The sequence below is a fragment of the Rhodobacter capsulatus genome (genome assembly GCF_052363185.1).
In the GTDB taxonomy this organism is placed as follows: domain Bacteria; phylum Pseudomonadota; class Alphaproteobacteria; order Rhodobacterales; family Rhodobacteraceae; genus Rhodobacter; species Rhodobacter capsulatus_E.
Genome location: NZ_CP198955.1, coordinates 602,994 through 621,043 on the forward strand (window position 1 = coordinate 602,994; position 18,050 = coordinate 621,043).

Annotated in this window: 16 protein-coding genes; 6 read left to right on the forward strand and 10 right to left on the reverse strand. The window is 65.3% G+C overall.

Going from position 1 to position 18,050, the window contains the following annotated elements:
- Positions 1-196: 196 nt before the first annotated feature.
- The 6 genes from rpoN to fdxD form a co-directional block, all read right to left on the reverse strand.
- Complete coding sequence (gene rpoN, locus ACTTAG_RS03035) at positions 197-1,483, reverse strand: RNA polymerase factor sigma-54 (RefSeq protein ID WP_444464133.1); 1,287 nt, start codon at positions 1,481-1,483, stop codon at positions 197-199.
- 138 nt (positions 1,484-1,621) lie between these two features.
- Entirely contained in the window at positions 1,622-2,056 is a 435-nt protein-coding gene (locus ACTTAG_RS03040; RefSeq protein ID WP_444464134.1) for a NifU family protein, read from the reverse strand.
- Between the two features lie 232 nt (positions 2,057-2,288).
- Positions 2,289-3,827, reverse strand: a complete 1,539-nt coding sequence (nifK, locus tag ACTTAG_RS03045; RefSeq protein WP_444464135.1) for a nitrogenase molybdenum-iron protein subunit beta — start codon at positions 3,825-3,827, stop codon at positions 2,289-2,291.
- A 91-nt stretch (positions 3,828-3,918) separates the two neighbouring features.
- Entirely contained in the window at positions 3,919-5,424 is a 1,506-nt protein-coding gene (gene nifD, locus ACTTAG_RS03050; protein WP_444464136.1) for a nitrogenase molybdenum-iron protein alpha chain, read from the reverse strand.
- Between the two features lie 65 nt (positions 5,425-5,489).
- Positions 5,490-6,377: a nitrogenase iron protein gene (nifH, locus tag ACTTAG_RS03055; RefSeq protein ID WP_110806937.1), complete on the reverse strand. Its 888-nt coding sequence runs from the start codon at positions 6,375-6,377 to the stop codon at positions 5,490-5,492.
- A 265-nt stretch (positions 6,378-6,642) separates the two neighbouring features.
- Complete coding sequence (gene fdxD, locus ACTTAG_RS03060; RefSeq protein WP_444464137.1) at positions 6,643-7,014, reverse strand: ferredoxin FdxD; 372 nt, start codon at positions 7,012-7,014, stop codon at positions 6,643-6,645.
- A gap of 136 nt (positions 7,015-7,150) precedes the next feature.
- On the opposite strand from fdxD, the gene ACTTAG_RS03065 reads away from it, so the two are divergent.
- From ACTTAG_RS03065 to ACTTAG_RS03075, 3 genes are all read left to right on the forward strand, one after another.
- Positions 7,151-7,774: a Crp/Fnr family transcriptional regulator gene (locus tag ACTTAG_RS03065; RefSeq protein WP_444464138.1), complete on the forward strand. Its 624-nt coding sequence runs from the start codon at positions 7,151-7,153 to the stop codon at positions 7,772-7,774.
- 57 nt (positions 7,775-7,831) lie between these two features.
- On the forward strand, positions 7,832-8,110 hold the full coding sequence (gene cowN, locus ACTTAG_RS03070; RefSeq protein ID WP_444464139.1) for a N(2)-fixation sustaining protein CowN: 279 nt from the start codon (positions 7,832-7,834) through the stop codon (positions 8,108-8,110).
- Between the two features lie 156 nt (positions 8,111-8,266).
- A complete protein-coding gene (locus ACTTAG_RS03075) occupies positions 8,267-8,608 on the forward strand; it encodes a hypothetical protein (protein WP_444464140.1) in 342 nt (113 codons plus the stop codon).
- On the opposite strand, the gene ACTTAG_RS03080 is transcribed toward ACTTAG_RS03075, so the two are convergent.
- Positions 8,590-9,045, reverse strand: a complete 456-nt coding sequence (locus tag ACTTAG_RS03080; RefSeq protein WP_444464141.1) for a hypothetical protein — start codon at positions 9,043-9,045, stop codon at positions 8,590-8,592. The two genes, ACTTAG_RS03075 and ACTTAG_RS03080, sit on opposite strands and share 19 nt — an antisense overlap.
- Before the next feature lie 138 nt (positions 9,046-9,183).
- Entirely contained in the window at positions 9,184-11,091 is a 1,908-nt protein-coding gene (locus ACTTAG_RS03085; RefSeq protein ID WP_444464142.1) for a potassium transporter Kup, read from the reverse strand.
- A gap of 332 nt (positions 11,092-11,423) precedes the next feature.
- On the opposite strand from ACTTAG_RS03085, the gene ACTTAG_RS03090 reads away from it, so the two are divergent.
- Together ACTTAG_RS03090 and ACTTAG_RS03095 are read left to right on the forward strand one after the other, a co-directional pair.
- Positions 11,424-12,413: a TerC family protein gene (locus ACTTAG_RS03090; RefSeq protein ID WP_444464143.1), complete on the forward strand. Its 990-nt coding sequence runs from the start codon at positions 11,424-11,426 to the stop codon at positions 12,411-12,413.
- Positions 12,414-12,556: 143 nt separating this feature from the next.
- Entirely contained in the window at positions 12,557-14,041 is a 1,485-nt protein-coding gene (locus ACTTAG_RS03095; protein ID WP_444464144.1) for an alpha/beta hydrolase, read from the forward strand.
- A 15-nt stretch (positions 14,042-14,056) separates the two neighbouring features.
- Here the strand turns inward: ACTTAG_RS03095 and ACTTAG_RS03100 are convergent, their stop codons facing one another.
- Positions 14,057-16,090: a bifunctional aldolase/short-chain dehydrogenase gene (locus tag ACTTAG_RS03100; protein ID WP_444464145.1), complete on the reverse strand. Its 2,034-nt coding sequence runs from the start codon at positions 16,088-16,090 to the stop codon at positions 14,057-14,059.
- Between the two features lie 83 nt (positions 16,091-16,173).
- On the opposite strand from ACTTAG_RS03100, the gene ACTTAG_RS03105 reads away from it, so the two are divergent.
- Complete coding sequence (locus ACTTAG_RS03105; protein WP_444464146.1) at positions 16,174-17,157, forward strand: sugar-binding transcriptional regulator; 984 nt, start codon at positions 16,174-16,176, stop codon at positions 17,155-17,157.
- An 18-nt stretch (positions 17,158-17,175) separates the two neighbouring features.
- Here the strand turns inward: ACTTAG_RS03105 and ACTTAG_RS03110 are convergent, their stop codons facing one another.
- On the reverse strand, positions 17,176-17,985 hold the full coding sequence (locus tag ACTTAG_RS03110; RefSeq protein WP_444464147.1) for a DeoR/GlpR family DNA-binding transcription regulator: 810 nt from the start codon (positions 17,983-17,985) through the stop codon (positions 17,176-17,178).
- Positions 17,986-18,050: the final 65 nt, after the last annotated feature.

The window sequence follows — 18,050 nt, forward strand, 5'->3', positions numbered from 1 at the left end:
CGGTCGGGGGCCGTGGCGGACATGTCGAGACATGGTCAAGCCTGCGCCCGGATGCACGGCGCAAACAGTCCCGGGTGCCAATATGTCGCGACTTGAGGGTGATTGATCGGCCGTTAAGCACAACTTTGAAGCGACGCAGACCGAAGTGCCGCAAAAAATGGCGCTTTCGGTCTGGCAAGGGTCGGTTTCGACAGACTCAGCGCGCGGCGGCGGCGCGGCGGCGTTCGTAAGACGAGGCAAGCCCCAGCGTCGAGCGGTATTTCGCTACCGTCCGCCGGGCGATCCGCAGCCCGGCGCGTTCGGCCAGTGTCACGATCGCATCATCCGAAAGCGGGTTCTGCGGGTCTTCCGAGCCCACGGTGCGCTGCACGAAATCAAGCGCAGAGTCGCGCGAGACCGCCTCGCCGCCGCCCTGGGTCGAGACCGCGCGGGAAAAGAACGCCCGCAGCGGCAGCGCCCGGGTCTGGGTCTGGATCATCCGTCCCGAGACCGCGCGCGAGATCGTTGACGCATGCAGACCCAGTTCCGAGGCCACATCTTCCAGCGTCAGCGGCACCAGATGCGCGGGCCCCTTGTCGAGGAAAGCCGATTGCCGCGCGACCAGCACGGCCGCCGTGCGCAACAGCGTGTCGCCGCGCCGTTCCAGCGCCTGCGCCAGCGCCCGGGCCTCGGCCAGCGCCTTGCGCCGTTCCGCCCGCGCCTTCGCATCGGCGCTGCCATCGGCCAGGCGATCCTCGCGCACGGTGATCGTGGGCGAGGTGGCGCGGTTCAGTTCCACCGTCCAGCCCTCGGGCCCGCGCAGCGCGATCAGATCGGGCGGAAAGACCGGCGTCGGCTGATGATCGAAAGCAAGCCCCGGCTTCGGGTTCAAGTGCCGGATCTGCTTGATGATTTCCGGGATGTCGGCAATGTCGCAATCGCACAGATCGGCCAGATCGGCGAGCCGGTTTTCCGCGATCAGCGGAATGTTGCGGATCAGCGTTTCGACTTCCCAGGTCAGGATGTCGGCTTCGCGCGCCTGCAGGATCAGGCAATCCGAGAGGTCGCGGGCGAAGAGGCCGGTGGGCTCGAAGCCCTGCAGCACCGAAAGCACGATGTCGGCGCGGGCGGGGCTGACCCCCGCGGCCAGCGCAATGCTGTCGACGCTCTGGCCCAGCCAGCCGCTCGGTTCCAGCGCCTCGGCGAAGCGCAGCGCCAGCAACCGGTCGGCGGTGTCGGTGAAGGCCATCTCGATCTGGTCGATCACATGGGCCATCAGGCTGGGCTTGTGCGCAGCCACCGCGGCGACGGCGTCGAAATCCTCGCCGCCGCGGGCCAGGAAGGCGGGCGGGGCGCGGTAGGTCAGAAAGGGGTTCGACGTGGCTTGTTCGGTCAGATGCTCGGACAAATCCTGCGACGACATGCCAAGGATGGCGAGGGAATGGAGCATCTGCCCCGCCATCTGCATCGTTTGCCGTTGGGAAAGCGTCTGCGCGAGTTCCATGGGGACAACCTATCTCAAACTCGGGTCATTGCGTGGGGCGGCAGGGCGCCGCAGGTGAAGAAAGGGGGCGTTGCCGAAATCCGCGTCGCGCCGCCTTGGGCTGTGCTGCATTTTTCGGCGGAACGACGGGGGCGCATCTCAGTGCCGGATCTCGGGGACGACCCGGACCGGGCGGCCCAGGGTTTCGATCAGCCGGTGCTGCACCGTCGAAAGCGTGCGTGCCGACATCATGCAGCCCGCGCAGCTGCCCGAGAGCCGCACCTGCACGGTGGCGCCGGTGATGCCGATCAGCTCGATGTCGCCGCCGTCGCGCTGGAACATCGGGCGCATCGCGGCGATCAGTTCGGCGACCACCGCGGGTTCGTCCTCGGGCGAAAAGAGCGGCGCCGCCGGGGCTTTCGGGGCGGCGATCTCTCCGATCTTGACGAAATTCGCGAGGAACGCGGCAGTGTCGGGGGCCTTGCCGCCTACGGCCTGCCGGGCGGCCAGGGCCGCGGCGGCGGGTGGCGCGGCGGGGCGTGTGGGCGCCGCGGTGGTTTCAAGCGCAAGGCTCTCGTCGAGCAGATCCTTCATCGCATCCCCCTTTTTGATCGGTTGAGGCTTCAGAAATGATCCAGCAAGAAGCGTGCCAACCCTATCGGGGGCCCCAAGCAAGCTTCAGGCCGACATTGGGGGATTTGCGACAGACATTGTTGCAAAGGCGGAAAACCGGGCCGGGTGGCCATGTCCTGCGCCGGGCGCGGGGGGCCGACATGAAAAAAGCCGGCAGTCGAAACTGCCGGCCCAGGTCGAGAGAAAGTCTTGCTCAGCGGGTCAGATCGAAGCTGATGTCGGTCTTGCCCCAGTCACCGGCGCGGGCGTCGGCCTTGACGAAGATCGCGTCGAGGATCTTCACCAGAACCGTCAGGCCGCCCTGATAGCCCCAGGTCGGGAAGCGGTGGTGGTGGTGACGGTCGAAGATCGGGAAGGTCAGACGGATCAGCGGGATGCCGGTGTCGCGTTCCAGATATTTGCCGTAGGACGAGCCGATCAGGAAATCGGTCGGTTCGGTCATCAGGAAGCTGCGCATGTGCCACAGATCCTTGCCCGCCCAGACCTGACCTTGCTTGCCAAAGGGCGAGGCGGCCAGAACGTCTTCCATCTGCTTGGCCCATTTCTTCGAGCCGTTGGTGGCAAGGCAATGCACCGGCTCGCCGCCCATCTCCATGATGAACTTCGCCATGCCCAGAACAAAGTCCGGGTCGCCGAAGATCGAGAAGGTCTTGCCGTGCAGGTAAGCCTGGCTGTCGGCGATCGCGTCAACCAGACGGCCGCGCTCCAGCTTGATGCTGTCCGGGATCGCCTTGCCGGTCAGTTCCGAAACCTTCATCAGGAAGCTGTCGGTGGCGCCAACGCCCATCGGGTAGTTGAAGACGGCGGTTTCCTGCCCGGTGGTCGCGACATATTCCATCGTCTTCGGCGAGCAGTATTCCTGCATCGAGAGCGTCGCCTTGGCGTTCACCGCGGCTTTCGCGTCTTCCAGCTTGGTGCCGCCCGCATACATGCGGTAATGCCCGTCCGAGGGGGTGTCGTAGACTTCCGACACGTCCGACAGGAAGGTGAAATCAACGCCCATCGTATCCAGCAGGCGCTTGATTTCGCGGTTGTTCGCCACGGCGTAACCGTCGAAGCCCGGGATGATGTTCAGGCTGTCATTCGCCACGCGCTCGGCGCCGGTCCAGAACAGCGACAGGATGCCTTTTTGCGTGTTGTCGTAGCCATCCACATGCGAGCCGACGAAGGCCGGGGTGTGGGCGAAGGGCACCGGGAAATCGACCGGGACGCTTTCGGCCTCTTTCGCCTTGATGATGAAGGAGCTGAGGTCGTCGCCGATGACTTCGGCCATGCAGGTGGTCGAAACGGCGATCATCTTCGGCTTGTAAAGCGCATAGGCGTTGGCCAGGCCCTCGACCATGTTGGTCAGACCGCCGAACACCGCCGCATCTTCGGTCATCGAGGACGAGACCGCCGCCGAGGGTTCCTTGAAGTGGCGCGACAGGTGCGAGCGGTAATAGGCCACGCAGCCTTGCGAGCCATGCACGAAGGGCAGGGTGCCTTCATAGCCCTGCGCGGCAAAGACGGCGCCGACGGGCTGGCAGGCTTTCGCCGGGTTGATGGTCAGGGCTTCGCGGGCGAGGTTCTTTTCGCGGTATTCCCAGGACGCCGTCCAGTCGCCGATCTGGGCGAGGGTTTCGGCGGAATGGCCGCATTCGAAGGTCGCCTTCTTGTTGGCGAGCATCTCTTTGTATTCAGGCTCGAAGAACAGTTTCGAGTGGTCGAGCACCTTGTCAGCCGACTGGGGCATGGGTCAATTCCTTGTCAAAGGCCGTCCGCATTCCGGGACGCACCGACGGGGGGAAGGGAGGGTGGGGGCGGCAGCACCGCCCCCCTTTGGCTCACTCGGCGGCGATGGGGGCTTTTTCCCAGGGCGCGTCGAACAGGCCCCAGACGGGGTTGTTGATCGCCATGTCCATGTCGCGCGCGAAGATCGCGAAGCCGTCGTAGCCGTGATAGGGGCCCGAGTAGTCCCAGCTGTGCATCTGACGGAACGGAATGCCCATCTTCTGCACCGGATACTTCTCCTTGATGCCCGAGCCGACAAGATCGGGGCGGATCTTCTCGATGAACTTCTCCAGCTCGTAGCCGGTGACGTCATCATAGATCAGCGTGCCTTCCTTGACGTAATGGCCGGTGCGCTTGTAGTCGTCGTTATGGGCGAATTCGTAGCCCGTCCCGGCGATCACCATGCCCAGATCGTCATAGGCGGTGACGACGTGGCGCGGACGCAGACCGCCGACGTAAAGCATCACCGACTTGCCTTCGAGCCGCGGCTTGTATTTCGCCAGAATGCCATCGACCAGCGGACGATATTTGGCGATGACCTTTTCGACATTCGCCTGGATCGTTTCGTCGAACTTGGCGCCGATGGCGCGCAGGCTGGCTTCGATCTGCGTCGGGCCGAAGAAGTTGTATTCCATCCAGCCGATCGAATACTTCTCTTCCATGTAGCGGCAGATGTAGTTCATCGAGCGGTAGCAGTGGATCAGGTTCAGCTTCGCCTTCGGCGCCCGTTCCATTTCCGCCAGCGTCGCATCGCCCGACCAGCAGCCGATCACGTTCAGACCGATTTCTTCCAGCAGGATGCGCGAGGCCCAGGCGTCGCCACCGATGTTGTAGTCGCCGATGATGTTGACATCATAGGGGCCGGGCTCGAAGGCCTTGGTCGCTTCCGACTCGGGCTGCTCGAAGATCCAGTCGCGCACGGCGTCGTTGGCGATGTGGTGGCCCAGCGACTGGGAAACCCCACGGAAACCTTCGCAACGCACCGGAACGATGGTCTTGTTGATTTCCTTGTTCTTTTTCTTCGAAACGGCCTCGATGTCGTCGCCGATCAGACCGATCGGGCATTCCGACTGGATCGTGATCCCTTTCGACAGCGGGAACAGTTCGTTGATCTCGTCGATCGTCTTTTCCAGCTTCTTGTCGCCGCCGAAGACGATGTCCTTTTCCTGGAAATCGGTGGTGAACTGCATCGTCACGAAGCTGTCCACGCCGGTTTTCCCGGTGTAGTAGTTGCGGCGCTGGCTCCACGAATAGTGGCCGCAGCCGACCGGGCCGTGGCTGATGTGGACCATGTCCTTGATCGGACCCCAGACCACCCCTTTCGAGCCGGCATAGGCGCAGCCGCGGATCGTCATCACGCCCGGGACGGATTTGATGTTCGATTTCACCGTGTCGCATTTCGACGCGATGCCGGTGACGGCGTCGGCGTCTTCGCTGGTCGCACCGGCCACCGACAGGTGCTTGGCGCGTTTCTTCTGAGCTTTCGCCGGATAGGCTTCGAGAACTTCCGCAATCAGGTTCTCGAGGTCTTCCGGGCCGCCCGCGTGATCTTTGGCCATTCTTTTGGCTCCCTCACTTCAGGTTTCGAAAAGGTGGGCAGGCTGCCCACCTGAACTGTCAGGCCTCAGGCCTTCATCGCGGCTTCCATCTCGGCGATCTGCTTTTCGCGATCTTCTTCCGATTGCATGATGCCGAAATCCATCAGCATCTCTTCCAGCTCTTCCATCGTGATCGGGGTCGGGATGACGCCCTTGCCCGAGTTCTCGTGGATCTTGCGGGCCAGTTCGCGGTATTCCTGCGCCTGGCTGCAGTTCGGATCGTATTGGATCACGGTTTCACGACGCAGTTCGGCATGTTGCACGACGTTGTTGCGCGGCACGAAGTGGATCATCTTGCAGCCGAGTTTGGCGGCCAGCGCTTCGGCCAGTTCCAGCTCGCGGTCGGTCTTGCGCTCGTTGCAGATCAGCCCGCCCAGACGCACGCCGCCCGAGTTCGCGTATTTCAGGATGCCCTTGGCGATGTTGTTGGCGGCGTAAAGCGCCATCATCTCGCCCGACATGACGATGTAGATTTCCTGCGCCTTGTTTTCACGGATCGGCATGGCGAAGCCGCCGCAGACCACGTCGCCCAGAACGTCGTAGGACACATAGTCCACATCGTCATAGGCGCCGTTTTCTTCCAGGAAGTTGATCGCGGTGATCACGCCGCGGCCGGCGCAGCCCACGCCCGGCTCCGGACCGCCAGCTTCGGTGCATTTGATGCCCTTGTAGCCGATCTTCACGACGTCTTCGACTTCCAGATCTTCGACCGAACCGGCTTCGGCGGCGAGGTGCAGCACGGTGTCCTGCAGCTTGGTGTTCAGGATCAGACGGGTGCTGTCAGCCTTGGGGTCGCAGCCGACGATGAGGATCTTCTGACCCATCTCGACCAGCGCGGCGAGGGTGTTCTGCGAGGTGGTCGACTTGCCGATACCACCTTTGCCGTAGAAGGCGATCTGACGGAGTTTGCCCATGTGTGGCTCCCTTGGGGGTTGGTGCTTCACGAATATCGAGACGGTTCCTGACCGGGCTCACAGTCTCTTCAGCATCCATCGTGCCAACCGGAGTTTTCGCAAATAATCGTTTTGAAACATGGCATTGCGGATTTTGTTCGAAATGGGACAAGCCCGACAAATTGTAGGGCCTCCGCTGTCGGGCGGGGTTTTGTCGGTGCAGCCTGTCGGTCGGGCATGAAAAAACCCCGCCAGAGCGGCGGGGTTTTCCGGTCTTTGGGCCGTTTCAGACCGAGCCGCCGGGGGTGCCGGTGAAATGCACCATCACGTCTTCATCGCGCGGGATGAACTGGCAGGCCAGACGGAAGCGCGGCGGCACGTCGCTGACTTCGGCCGCCTCGATCTCCTCGGGGGTGATCATCTGCAGCTCTTTCAGGCGCGCCTTTTCCTTCTCGGTCAGCATCATCGCCATCGCGGGCTTGTTGTCGAGATGGGTGACCTCGATCAGGCACGAGGCGCAATCGCCGTCGCCGCATTCGAACGGGATCGGAATCGCATGTTCCTTGGCCAGCGCCAGGATCGTCGCGGTGTTGCCCGCCACCGCATAGATGGTCTTGTCTTTCTTCATGATGGGCGAGGTGAAGGTGATATTCGGCATCGCAGTCCTCTTTTCTGTCGTTGAGGGAAAGGTCCCGAAAGCCGCGCAGCAAGGGCCATGCCAGCGCGCCGGGCGGGCTTGCCGGGGGGCGGGTCCGGGCTTAGCCTTGGCCCGGTTCCCCTTGCGCCAAAGCCCGATGCCCCCGCCCGCCCCTTCCTCCGACTGGATTTCCCGCCTGGAAGGCGGTCTGCGCCGCCGCTACGCCGCGGGCGAGACGATCGCGCGGCCCGATGCGCCCTCGGACCGGCTGATCCTGGTCGAAAGCGGCGCGGTGCGGTTGAGCCTGACCGGCGCCGGGCGCGAGGTGACCTTGGCGCAGCTGCGTCCGGGCGGGCTTTTCGTCACCCATACGCGGGTCTGGGTGGTGGCGGCCGAGCCCGCGCAGATCCGCAGCTGGCCGGTGGCCGAGATGCTCGATCTGGTGGCGCGCCATCCCGACATGGGCGTCGCCGCCTTTCGCGAGGTGGGGCAGATCCTGCGCGGGGCGCTCGATCTGATCGAGGATCTGGCCTTCCGCCCGGTCGAGGCGCGGCTGGCCCGCCATCTTCTGGCCGAGCGGCAGGCGCAGGGGGCCGACACGATCCGGCTGATCGGCCCGACCGAGGCGCTGGCGACGGCACTTGGCACGACGCGGCAGACGCTCTCGACGCTGATCAACCGGCTGATCCGCGCGGGCGTGCTGTCGCGGCCGGGGCGGCAGCTTCTGCATCTGCACGATCCGGGCCATCTGGCGCGGCTGGCCGAAGTGTCATCCGGCTGACAGAAATCCCCCGCCGCCCTGCCTATGAAACGACGAAAGCAGCCAGGGATTTCCGCCATGAACGACCAGACCCCCGACCGTTACGTGACTTTCATGGGCATCGCCTGCGACACCAATGCCGACCGGCTGTGCGAGATGCTGGCGGCGCGGATGGCGGGCAACGACTCGCGCTGGGTGGCCTATTTCGAGACCAAACTGGCCGAGAATGCGCGGATGGGCCTGGACCGGCTGCGTTTCATCGGTGCGCAGGTCAATGCGCTGATGACCTTCTTCGAAGAGGAGGAGGACGAGGAAGCGCTGGCGCTCTTGTGGCACATCGAGCACCATTGCCTGTGACCCTCCGCGCAAGTTCAAGACAAATGCCGCGGATTGGCCGCCCCGCCACCGCGGCGGCGATAAACGGTTGTTAAGACCTTTCGGGTGAAGTCGGGTCGCTGCCCCGGGGTTCGGGCAGCCGCTGGCGGGGGCCGGCGAAACCACTGGGGTGACTCGATGACAATCTTGAACTTCCGCCCGCGCGCTTGCGGGCGCTGCTTCCGTTCCATGCTGGGGGCCGGTCTGGCGCTGACGCTGGTGCTTGCCGCCGCCGCGCCGGGGCAGGCGAGCGGGCCGTTTCGTCACCGTCTCCTGAGCCCGGAGGTTCCGGCGGGGTCGGTGACGGGCTGGGTGCAGCGGCTGCGGCCCGAGGTGCTGCGGCGCGACGGCCCGCTGTGCGAAGCGCCGCGCCCCTCCGGGATCGGCCAATGCCTTGCGCCGCAGCCGGATGCGGCCGGAAAGGTCGCGCCGCCGCCGGTGTCGGCCCCGCCGCGGCCGGATCAGAACAGCAGCTTGTAACTGTTGCCCAGCGTGTCGGTGACGGTGCCGGTGCCGCTTTGCGTGCCCGAGCCCATGATGAAGCTGCCCTGCAGCCGGGTGCCGTCCTTGCAAACGGCATAGACCTCGCCGGTGTTGACGCCGCCGACATCGGCGGTGGAATTCTTGTAGCTGCCGCCCAGGTCCTTGAGCTTGAGCGACAGCCCGCGCTCCTGCGTCTGGACCCGCGGTTGCACGCTCGACCAGGTGCCGGTGCATTTGGTCTTGTTCGGCTTGGGCAGCTTGAAACGGATCTGCCCCGAGGTTTCGCTGTCCTCGGTGATCGCGATCGGAATCGCGATCGAGGGGTTCTGCTCGGCGATCGGTCCGCTCAGCGGATAAAGCCGGAACGAGCCGTCCGACCCGCAGGCCGACAGCGCAGTGACGGTGATCAGGGCAAGCGCAAGACGCGGGGTCAAGGGGTCTCTCCAGAGGCGGGCACCGGGCAGGTCGCGATGGCGCGGGGCACGCGCCCGCGCGTCATCGACCGCGGGCCTTAGAATGGATTTGACCGCCCCCGTCAACCTGGCATCTGCCGGGCAGGGGGGGCTTGGTCATCACACGTTGACGAGCGTGCCCAGTTCCACCACGCGCGAGGCCGGAATGCGGAAGTAATCCGACGACCGGGTGGCATTGCGGGCCAGATAGAAGAAGAACAGGCTTTGCCAGGCCGGCATCCGCCGCTGCCCCGACAGCTTGAGCGAGCGTTGCGACAGGATGAACGAGGTCGCCATGATGTCGAATTTCCAGCCCAGCTTGCGGCATTGTAACAGCGCCTTCGGCACGTCGGGTTCCTCGGCATAGCCGAAGCGCAGCTCGACCTTGCGGAAGCGCTCGTTCAGCTCTTCCATGTTCACCCGGTCTTCCGGGGCGACGCGCGGCACATCCTCGGTGACGATGGTCAGGATCACGATATGCTCGTGCAGCGCCTTGAAATGCTTGAGGCTGTGCAGCATCGCGGCGGGCACCATGTCGGGCGTGCCGGTCATGTAGATCGCCGTTCCCGGCACGTTCGAGATCGACTTCGAATCCATCTGCCGGAAGATCATGTCGAGCGGCACGTCGTTTTCGCGCTCGAGCTTGAGGATGATCGCCGCGCCGCGCCGCCAGGTCCACATCAGGAGGATCATTCCCCCGGCAATCGCCAGCGAGACATAGCCGCCCGAGAAGATCTTCATCGAATTGGCGCCGAAGAACACCAGATCCAGCGCGAGGAAAGGCACCATCAGGCCGACGGCCAGCACCACCGGCAGCTTCCAGAGCTTGTGCGCCACCACCATCACCAGGATCGAGGTGATGCACATCTCGCCGGTGACGGAGATCCCATAGGCCGCCGCCAGCGCCGAGGAGGAGCCGAAGACCACGATCAGCATCAGAACACCCAGCATCAGCCAGAAGTTCACCTCGGGCATGTAGATCTGGCCCTGCTGCGTTTCCGAAGTCTGCCGGATCCGCAGCCGCGGAATGAGCCGCAGCTGCACCCCCTGTTGCGTCAGCGAATAGGCGCCCGAAATCACCGCCTGGCTGGCGATGACGGTGGCGGCCGCGGCCAGCACGATCATCGGCAGCACCGCCCATTCGGGGTAAAGCCGGAAGAACGGGCTTTCGATCGCGCCCGGATTGCTCAGCAAAAGCGCGCCCTGACCGTAATAGTTCAGCAGCAAGGACGGCATCACCACCGCCAGCCAGGACACCCGGATCGGCGTGCGGCCGAAATGGCCAAGGTCTGCATAAAGCGCCTCGGCCCCGGTGACGGCCAGGAAGGCGGCGCCCAGAATCGCGATGCCCAGCATCCCGTTCGACATCACCAGTTCGGCCGCGCGCATCGGGTTGAGCGCCTCGAGCACCACCGGCGCCTGGATCAGGTTCATGGCCCCGCCCACCGCCAGCGCGGTGAACCAGACCATCATCACCGGGCCGAAGAATTTCGCCACGGCCGAGGTGCCCCGGCTTTGAAACAGGAACAGGAACAGGATGATGATCACGGCAAGCGGGATCACGAAGGGCTCGAAGGCCGGGGTGACGAGCTTCAGCCCCTCGATCGCGGACAGAACCGAGATCGCGGGCGTCACCGCGGCATCGCCGTAAAACAGCCCCGCCCCCAGCATGCCCAGCGCCAGAACGATCGGCGTCGGCCGCCCCATCGCGCGCTGCACCAGCGCCAGAAGCGAAAAGGTCCCACCCTCGCCGTCATTGTCGGCCAGCATCAGGATGATGACATATTTGATCGTGACGACGATGATCAGCGCCCAGGTGATCACCGAGAGCACACCCAGGATGTGTTCGGGATCGGCGCCGCCGCCATGCGCGCCCGCCGCCACCATCGCTTCACGATAGGCGTAAAGCGGCGAGGTGCCGATATCGCCATAGACGACACCGATCGCGGCCAGAGAGGTGAGAGCAAGCCCGCCCTTGCGGTGGGTGTGATCTCCCGGCTCGGGGATCTCGGATTCGGTTTTGGTCATGCAGGTGTGACTCTGGTCACCGGAACGTGATCTCCGGCCATGGCTTCTTAACGATCTGCGGCGGGAACCGCCACCGGATTCGTACCTGCCCCGACATCGCCCGAAAACCGGCCCGCAAGAAAATGGAAAAAATGTCGCACCCGGGGGGTTGAACTTCTTCTTGCCGTGACCAAGATATGGGGAGCGGGCCGGGCCCCTCTGGCGTCGGAAGTTCCTCCAAGCTTCCACGTGATGTCGGACCGCATCGACACCCGCTCGATGGTCGCGCCCGGCAGATGGTCTGTCGTCAGCCGGGCGACCAGACGGCGGAAATCTGACAAGAGGTCGCCCCCGTGGAACTGCTTATTCTTTCCTTTCTTGGCCAGCCGCTGTGGATGTGGCTGGTTTTCATCAGTCTGGTCCTGACCCTTCTCGCGCTTGATCTGGGCGTGTTGAACAAGGACGATCATGAAATCGGCATCGCCGAAAGCCTGCGGCTTTCCGCGATGTATATCGCGCTCGGGCTCGGGTTTGCGGGCTTTGTCTGGTGGCAGATGGATGCCACCGCCACCGCGCAATATCTGACCGCCTTCGTCGTCGAGAAATCGCTGTCCATCGACAACATCTTCGTCATCGCGCTGATCTTCGGCTTCTTTTCCGTGCCGCGGCAATATCAGCGCCGGGTGCTGTTCTGGGGCATCCTGGGCGTGATCGTGCTGCGCGGGCTGATGATCGGCCTTGGCGCGACGCTGGTCGCCGAATACCACTGGGTGCTTTACATCTTTGCGGCATTCCTGATCCTGACCGGCATCAAGATGCTGTTTTCGGCCGACAAAGAGCATGAGATCACCGAAAACGGCCTGATCCGCTTCCTGCGCCGCCATCTGCGCGTGACCGACAAGCCGCATGGCCATGCCTTCTTCGTGACCGAACCCGACACGAAGACCGGCCGCCTTGTCCGCCGCGCCACGCCGCTCTTACTGGCGCTGGTGATGATCGAACTGGCCGATCTCGTCTTTGCCGTCGACTCGGTGCCTGCGGTCTTCACCATCACCACCGATCCCTACATCGTCTACACCTCGAACATCTTCGCGATCCTCGGCCTGCGGGCGCTTTACTTCGCGCTCTCCGCGATCCTCGCCCGCTTCGCCTATCTGAAATACGCGCTCTCGGTGCTTCTGGTGTTCATCGGCTCCAAGGTCTTCGTGGCCGAGGCGATGGATTGGGAAAAATTCCCTCCGGCCTGGTCGCTTGGCATCACCTTTGCCATCCTGGCCGCGGGTATCCTTTTCTCGCTGTGGAAGACGGGCACAGCGAGAGGGCCGGCTCATCCGGCTGAGTGAAGACGTCCCCGTCAATCCTCCAAACTGCGAACGCGATGCCCCGATCCTCCGGTCGGGGCATCGCACTTTCGGGGCCATCCGTCGCCTTGATCCGCCCGGGCTTTGCCGCACATAGAGACATGTCAGTTTCTCCGAGGTTCCCGTTGCGCCATCCCCGCCGCCATCTTGCCACCTTCGCCCTTGCCCTTGTGCTGATCCTGACCTCGGTCTTCATGCTCGAACGCGACCGGGCGGGGCTGAGGATCAGCGATTTCACCGTCGGCGCAACCCCGGTGACGCTTTACGAACAGCCCGGCGCCACCGGCCCCGCCGTGGTCATCGCGCATGGTTTCGCCGGGTCGCGGCAGATCATGCAGGCCTATTCGTTGCGGCTGGCGCAGGCGGGCTATCGGGTGCTGGCCTTCGACAGCGAGGGTCACGGCCGCAATCCGCAGCCGATGCGGGGCGACGTGACGAAGATCGACGGCACGACGGTCTTTCTGGTGGCCGAGGTGCGCCGCGTGATCGCCGCCGCCCGCGCCCTGCCCGGGGTGACCGGCGTCTCGCTTCTGGGGCACTCGATGGCGACCGACATTCTGGTGCGCGCCGCCCATCAGGAGGCCGAGGCGGGCGCCGCGGTCGAGGCCGTGGTGGCGATCTCGATGTTCTCGCAGGCGGTCACCGCGACCGAGCCGCCCCGGCTTCTGGTGATTTCCGGCGAATGGGAGGGCGGCCTGCGCGGCTTTGCGCTTGAGTACCTGCATCAGGTCGATCCGGCAAAGGGCGAGGGCGAGCTGGCCACCGCCGGGCCGGTCGCGCGGATGGCGGTCGTGGCCCCGCATGTCGAACATGTGGGCGTGCTTTACAGCCCGACCGCGGTCGTGGCGGCGCGGGATTGGCTGGATGCCACCTATGCCCGGGTTTCGGGGGGCGCGGTCTCGTCGATGGGGCTCTGGATTCTGGTGCTGCTCGTGGGCCTTGTGCTGGCGGTGCATCCGCTGGCGGCGCTGCAGCCCAAGCGCGCAGATCCGGCGCCGGTGCCGGTCGGGCGGTTCCTGCTGGCGTCGATCCTGCCCGCGCTGATCGTGCCGGTGGTGCTGACGCGGTTTCGCATCGACTTCCTGCCGGTGCTGGTCGCCGATTACCTGATGGTGCATCTGGCCTGTTACGGGCTTTTGCAGATCACGCTTTTGCGCGGCTGGGGCAGCTTGCGGGCGGGGCTTTCGGCGGTGCCGGTGGGGCTTTTCCTGATCTGGGGCCTCGGCGCCTTTGGCCTGGCGCTGGATCGGTATGCGGCGAGCTACTGGCCCTCGCCCGAGCGTCTGGTGCTGATCGCGGTTCTGGCCTTTGGCACCGTGCCCGCGCTGATCGCCGATGCGCAGCTGACCGAGGCCGGTCATGCGCGGCTGTGGCGCCGCGTTGTCGGGCGGGGGCTCCTGTTCGGCTCGTTCGCCCTTGCCGCGGCGCTCGATTTCGACCGGCTGATGTTCCTTTTGATCGCGCTGCCGCTGTTGCTGCTCTTTTTCTCGGTCCATGGGCTGATGGGCCGCTGGATCGCGCGGCGCTCCGGCGCCACCGTGGCGGGGCTGGGGCTGGGGTTGTGCCTTGCCTGGGTGCTGGGCGTCTGCTTCCCGCTTTTCAGCCCGTGACGGGCGGCGGCGCGTTCAGCGCAGCGCCGCCTCGATGTTGCCGCCGTCCACCGTCATCACATGCGCCGTCGTGCGCTCGGCCCGGGCCAGCGCCACGAAGGCCTCGGCCACATGGCGGGCCTCGACCTCGGCCTTGAGCAGGTTGCCCGCCATATAGGTCCCCGCGTCGATCCCCCGCGCCGAGGACCGCGCCGCGATCATCTCGGGCGTCAGCAGCCCCGAGCGGATGCGGTCGGCATTGATCCCGTTGACCCGGATGCCTTCGGGGCCAAGCTCCAGCGCCAGTTGCCGCAACAGGAAGAAGCTGGTGGCTTTCGGCAGACCGTAAGCCGCAAAGCCCTTGCCCGGGTTGACTGCCTGTTTCGACACGTTGAACAGGATCTGCCCCGGCTCGGCGCCGCGGGTGCCGCGCCCCGCCGCCTGCGCCCGGTAAAGCGCGATGGCGGCTTGCGAAAACGCCAGATGCGAGAAGAAGTTCAGCTCGAAACTGCCGCGCAGGACCTGTTCATCGAGCGTCGCGATATCGCCGGTGATCGCCGCCCCGGCGTTCGAGACAAGGATATCCAGCCCGCCAAACCGCGCCGCACAGGCCGCCACCACCGCCGCCGCCGCGCCCGGTTGGGTGATGTCGCAGCCATGCCCGGCGTGATCGCGGCCAAGCCCGGCCACGGCCTTTTCCAGCGCCGCGCCGGGACGATCGACGATGAAGATCGAGGCGCCAAGGGCCGCGAAAGCCTCGGCCGTGGCCAGACCGATGGCGCCCGCGCCGCCCGTCACCAAGACCACCCGGCCCTGAAGCGCAGGCGCCTTTGCCGTGCCCAGCTTCGCCAGTTCCAGCGGCCAATATTCCATGTCGAAGAGGTCGGCGTCGGAAATCGAGCGGAACCCGCCCGCCACCAGACCATCCGCCTTCACCCGCGCGGATTGGCTGCCGATATCGGCCGCGATCCGCGCGGCCTTCGCATCGGCGCCCGCACCGACCGCGCCGATGCCTTCGAGCCAGATCAGCCCCGGCATCGGCGTGAGCATTTCCACCGGGCCGCCGAACCGCGCCTTGTTGGCGTCGAAATAGGCGCGGTAGCGGGTGACGTAATCGCTCACCGCCGCGCGCATGCCCTCGGGCGTTTGCGCATCGCGGCGCAGCATCAGAACCTCGCCCTTGGTGCGGATGACGTGATCGGGCGTCACCACCCCGGCTTTCGCCAGATCCTCCAGATCGGGGCGGGACACAAAGGCCCGCGTCGCGTCATCGGCGCGCAGATCAAGGACCGGAAGCGCGGCTTCCTCGGGCAGCGCCGCGGCGAGCGCGCCGCGCAGGCCCGCCAGCACCGGGGCGACCTCGGCCACGGGCAGCGCAGCCGCCGGAACCAGCGGCGCGGGGCGACGGTCGGCCAACCAGGCCTCGACCGTGTTCGCATGCTCGATCACCTTGAAATAGCTGGATTTCGCATCCGGCCCCCAGGTGAAATGGCCGTGGTTCTTCAACAGCAGCGCCTCGACGCCCGGGTTCGCCTCGTAGGTGGCCAGCCCCGCCTTGGCCAGACCGAAGCCCGGCTTGACGAAGGGCACGAGCGCGATCTTGTCGCCGAACAGTTCCCGCAGCGCCGCCTCGGCCTCGGGCAGGTTCGCCAGCACCAGAAACGGCGTCGCATGGGTGTGATCGACAAACTTATGCGGCAGGAAAGCGTGCAGCAGCATCTCGACCGAGGGGTTCGGCGCGGACGGGTCGAGCAGGTTCAGCCGCTGCAGCTTCACCAGCACCTCATCGGCCACCGCGTCGAGGGCCTTCAGCCGCAGCATCGGATCGAGCCGCACCGCCGGCATGCCGGCCGCGTCGATCGTCGCCAGATCATGGCCCGAACCCTTGACATGCAGGACCGAAACCGTCTCGCCGAACAGATCGACCGCCTCGGTCTTCAAGGAGGTATTGCCGCCCCCGTGCAGCACCAGCTCCGGGTCCGACCCGATCAGCCGCGAAGAATAAATCCGCAGCCCCAGATCATCGCCCGCCGCCGCGGCGGCCTCGTCACTCCAGAGATTGCGGATCATCGGTGTCTCCTTTTCCTCACGGGCGCTGGATTTCCTTACTTTTGTCACCTATTTTTGTCAAACGGCGAAACCCGGAGGGCAAGATGGCGGGCACGACACGGAAGCGATCTCTGGGGCGGCCGCTGGGCCGGATCAGCGGCGAGAATGCGGTGATCGAGGTGGCGTGGATGTATTACCACGATGGCCGCAACCAGCAGGATATCGCCGAGGCTCTGGGGATTTCGCGCGCGACGGTGGTGAACTACCTGCAGGAGGCGCGCGAAACCGGGCTCATTCGCATCACCTTGGCCGCGCCCGCCTTTACCGCGCATCGGCTGTCGCTGGAACTTTGCGCGGCCTTCGGTCTGGCCGAGGCTTTCGTGGTGCCCGATGACGGGCTGGAGGCTGACGCCGCCTTTGCCCGGGTGGTGCGCGGCGCGGCGCTGTGGCTGCCCGATCTGCTGGCGCCGGGCGACCGGCTGGGCGTGGCCTGGGGCCGCACCGTCTATGATCTGGCCGAGCAGGTCGAAAGCCGCGAGATCGCGGATCTGACAGTGTTGCAGCTGGTGGGCTCGATGGCGACGCCCTATGGCTTCACCGCCGAGGCCTGCTCGACCCGGCTGGCGCAAAGGCTGGGGGCGCGCTGTCTGAACCTGCATGCGCCCGCGGTGCTGAGCCGGGTGGCGCTGGCCGAGGAATTGCGCGCCGAGCCGATCCTGCGCGCGCAGCTTCAGGCGCTGCAGGGGGTGAACAAGCTTCTCTTTTCCGTCGGCACGGTGAGCGAGAACAGCCATGTCGTCAGTTCCGGTCTGGCAACGCCCGAGGAGCTGGCCGCCCATGTCGCGCGCGGCGCGGCGGGGGTGATCTGCGGGCGGTTTGTCGATGCGATGGGGCGGCAGATGCCGGGCGAGACCGAGGCGCGGATGATCGGCATCGACCTGCCGCGGCTTGTCGGGCTTGACATGGGGCTTTTGGTGACGCCGGGGCTCGACAAGGTGGTGCCCAGCCTTGCGGCGATCCGCGGCGGCTATGTCACGCATCTGGCGACTTCGACCCGGGTGGCCGAGGCGCTGCTGGCGGCGGCTTGAAAGCTCAGGTCGGCGGGCTCAGGTCGCGATCAGAAGTTCGATGCCGCGGGCCTCGAATTCCTTGGCGTCCTTGTCGGAAATGCCGTCATCGGTGATGAAGGCATGGATCACCGCCAGCGAGCCCAGCCGGGTGAAGGAGCTTTTGTTGATCTTGGTGCTGTCGGCGACCAGATACACACGGGACGCCGCGCGGATCATCGCTTCCTTCAGTTGCAGATCGGCGAAGCTGGGGTAAGTCAGCCCGGCATCCAGCGCCACGCCTGCGGTGGCCAGAAACAGCTTTCCGGCAAAGATGTTGCGGAAGTAATCGACCGATTTGTCGCCCGAGAGCGACAGGGTGGGCGCCTTGAACTGCCCGCCCGGCATGTGCACCGCCGTCCCCGGCACCGAGCCGAGGATGATCGCGATGTTCAGCGCATTGGTGATCACCGTCAGGTTGCGCCGGGTGACCAGCCGCGTCGCCACCTCGGTTGTGGTCGTGCCCGCATCCAGAATGATCGTCTCGCCGTCGCTGACGAGCGAGGCGGCCAAGGCCCCGATCCGCCGCTTCTTGTCCATGTTGTCCTGATGATGCAGCACCAGCCCCTCGGCCCGCGAGGAGGGGGCGTTCAGAAACGCCCCGCCATGTTCGCGGGTGATGAAGCCCTCGGATTCGAGCTTTTCCAGATCCTGCCGGATCGTCGCTTCCGAGACCTGAAAGGCCACCGCCAGATCGCGCACCCGCGCCGAGCCCTCTTCCTCGATCCATTCCAGGATGCGACGCCGCCGCGGTTCGGACAGAAGACCGGCCTTGCTGTCGTCGCGGATCGGAACGGGTTTCGTGGACACGGGATTCGCCTATCGGTTGCGGGTCAGGGGAACGTCAGGGATGCCTTGGACCTCCTTAGGGGCGG

Bases quoted from the DNA above. Each gene is read 5' to 3' on its own strand.
- rpoN (WP_444464133.1), bottom strand. From the start codon at position 1,483: ATGGAACTCGCGCAGACGCTTTCCCAACGGCAAACGATGCAGATGGCG.
- ACTTAG_RS03040 (WP_444464134.1), bottom strand. From the start codon at position 2,056: ATGAAGGATCTGCTCGACGAGAGCCTTGCGCTTGAAACCACCGCGGCG.
- nifK (WP_444464135.1), bottom strand. From the start codon at position 3,827: ATGCCCCAGTCGGCTGACAAGGTGCTCGACCACTCGAAACTGTTCTTC.
- nifD (WP_444464136.1), bottom strand. From the start codon at position 5,424: ATGGCCAAAGATCACGCGGGCGGCCCGGAAGACCTCGAGAACCTGATT.
- nifH (WP_110806937.1), bottom strand. From the start codon at position 6,377: ATGGGCAAACTCCGTCAGATCGCCTTCTACGGCAAAGGTGGTATCGGC.
- fdxD (WP_444464137.1), bottom strand. From the start codon at position 7,014: ATGCCGAATATCACCTTCACCTCGCCCATCATGAAGAAAGACAAGACC.
- ACTTAG_RS03065 (WP_444464138.1), top strand. From the start codon at position 7,151: ATGCCCCCGCCCGCCCCTTCCTCCGACTGGATTTCCCGCCTGGAAGGC.
- cowN (WP_444464139.1), top strand. From the start codon at position 7,832: ATGAACGACCAGACCCCCGACCGTTACGTGACTTTCATGGGCATCGCC.
- ACTTAG_RS03075 (WP_444464140.1), top strand. From the start codon at position 8,267: ATGACAATCTTGAACTTCCGCCCGCGCGCTTGCGGGCGCTGCTTCCGT.
- ACTTAG_RS03085 (WP_444464142.1), bottom strand. From the start codon at position 11,091: ATGACCAAAACCGAATCCGAGATCCCCGAGCCGGGAGATCACACCCAC.
- ACTTAG_RS03100 (WP_444464145.1), bottom strand. From the start codon at position 16,090: ATGATCCGCAATCTCTGGAGTGACGAGGCCGCCGCGGCGGCGGGCGAT.
- ACTTAG_RS03105 (WP_444464146.1), top strand. From the start codon at position 16,174: ATGGCGGGCACGACACGGAAGCGATCTCTGGGGCGGCCGCTGGGCCGG.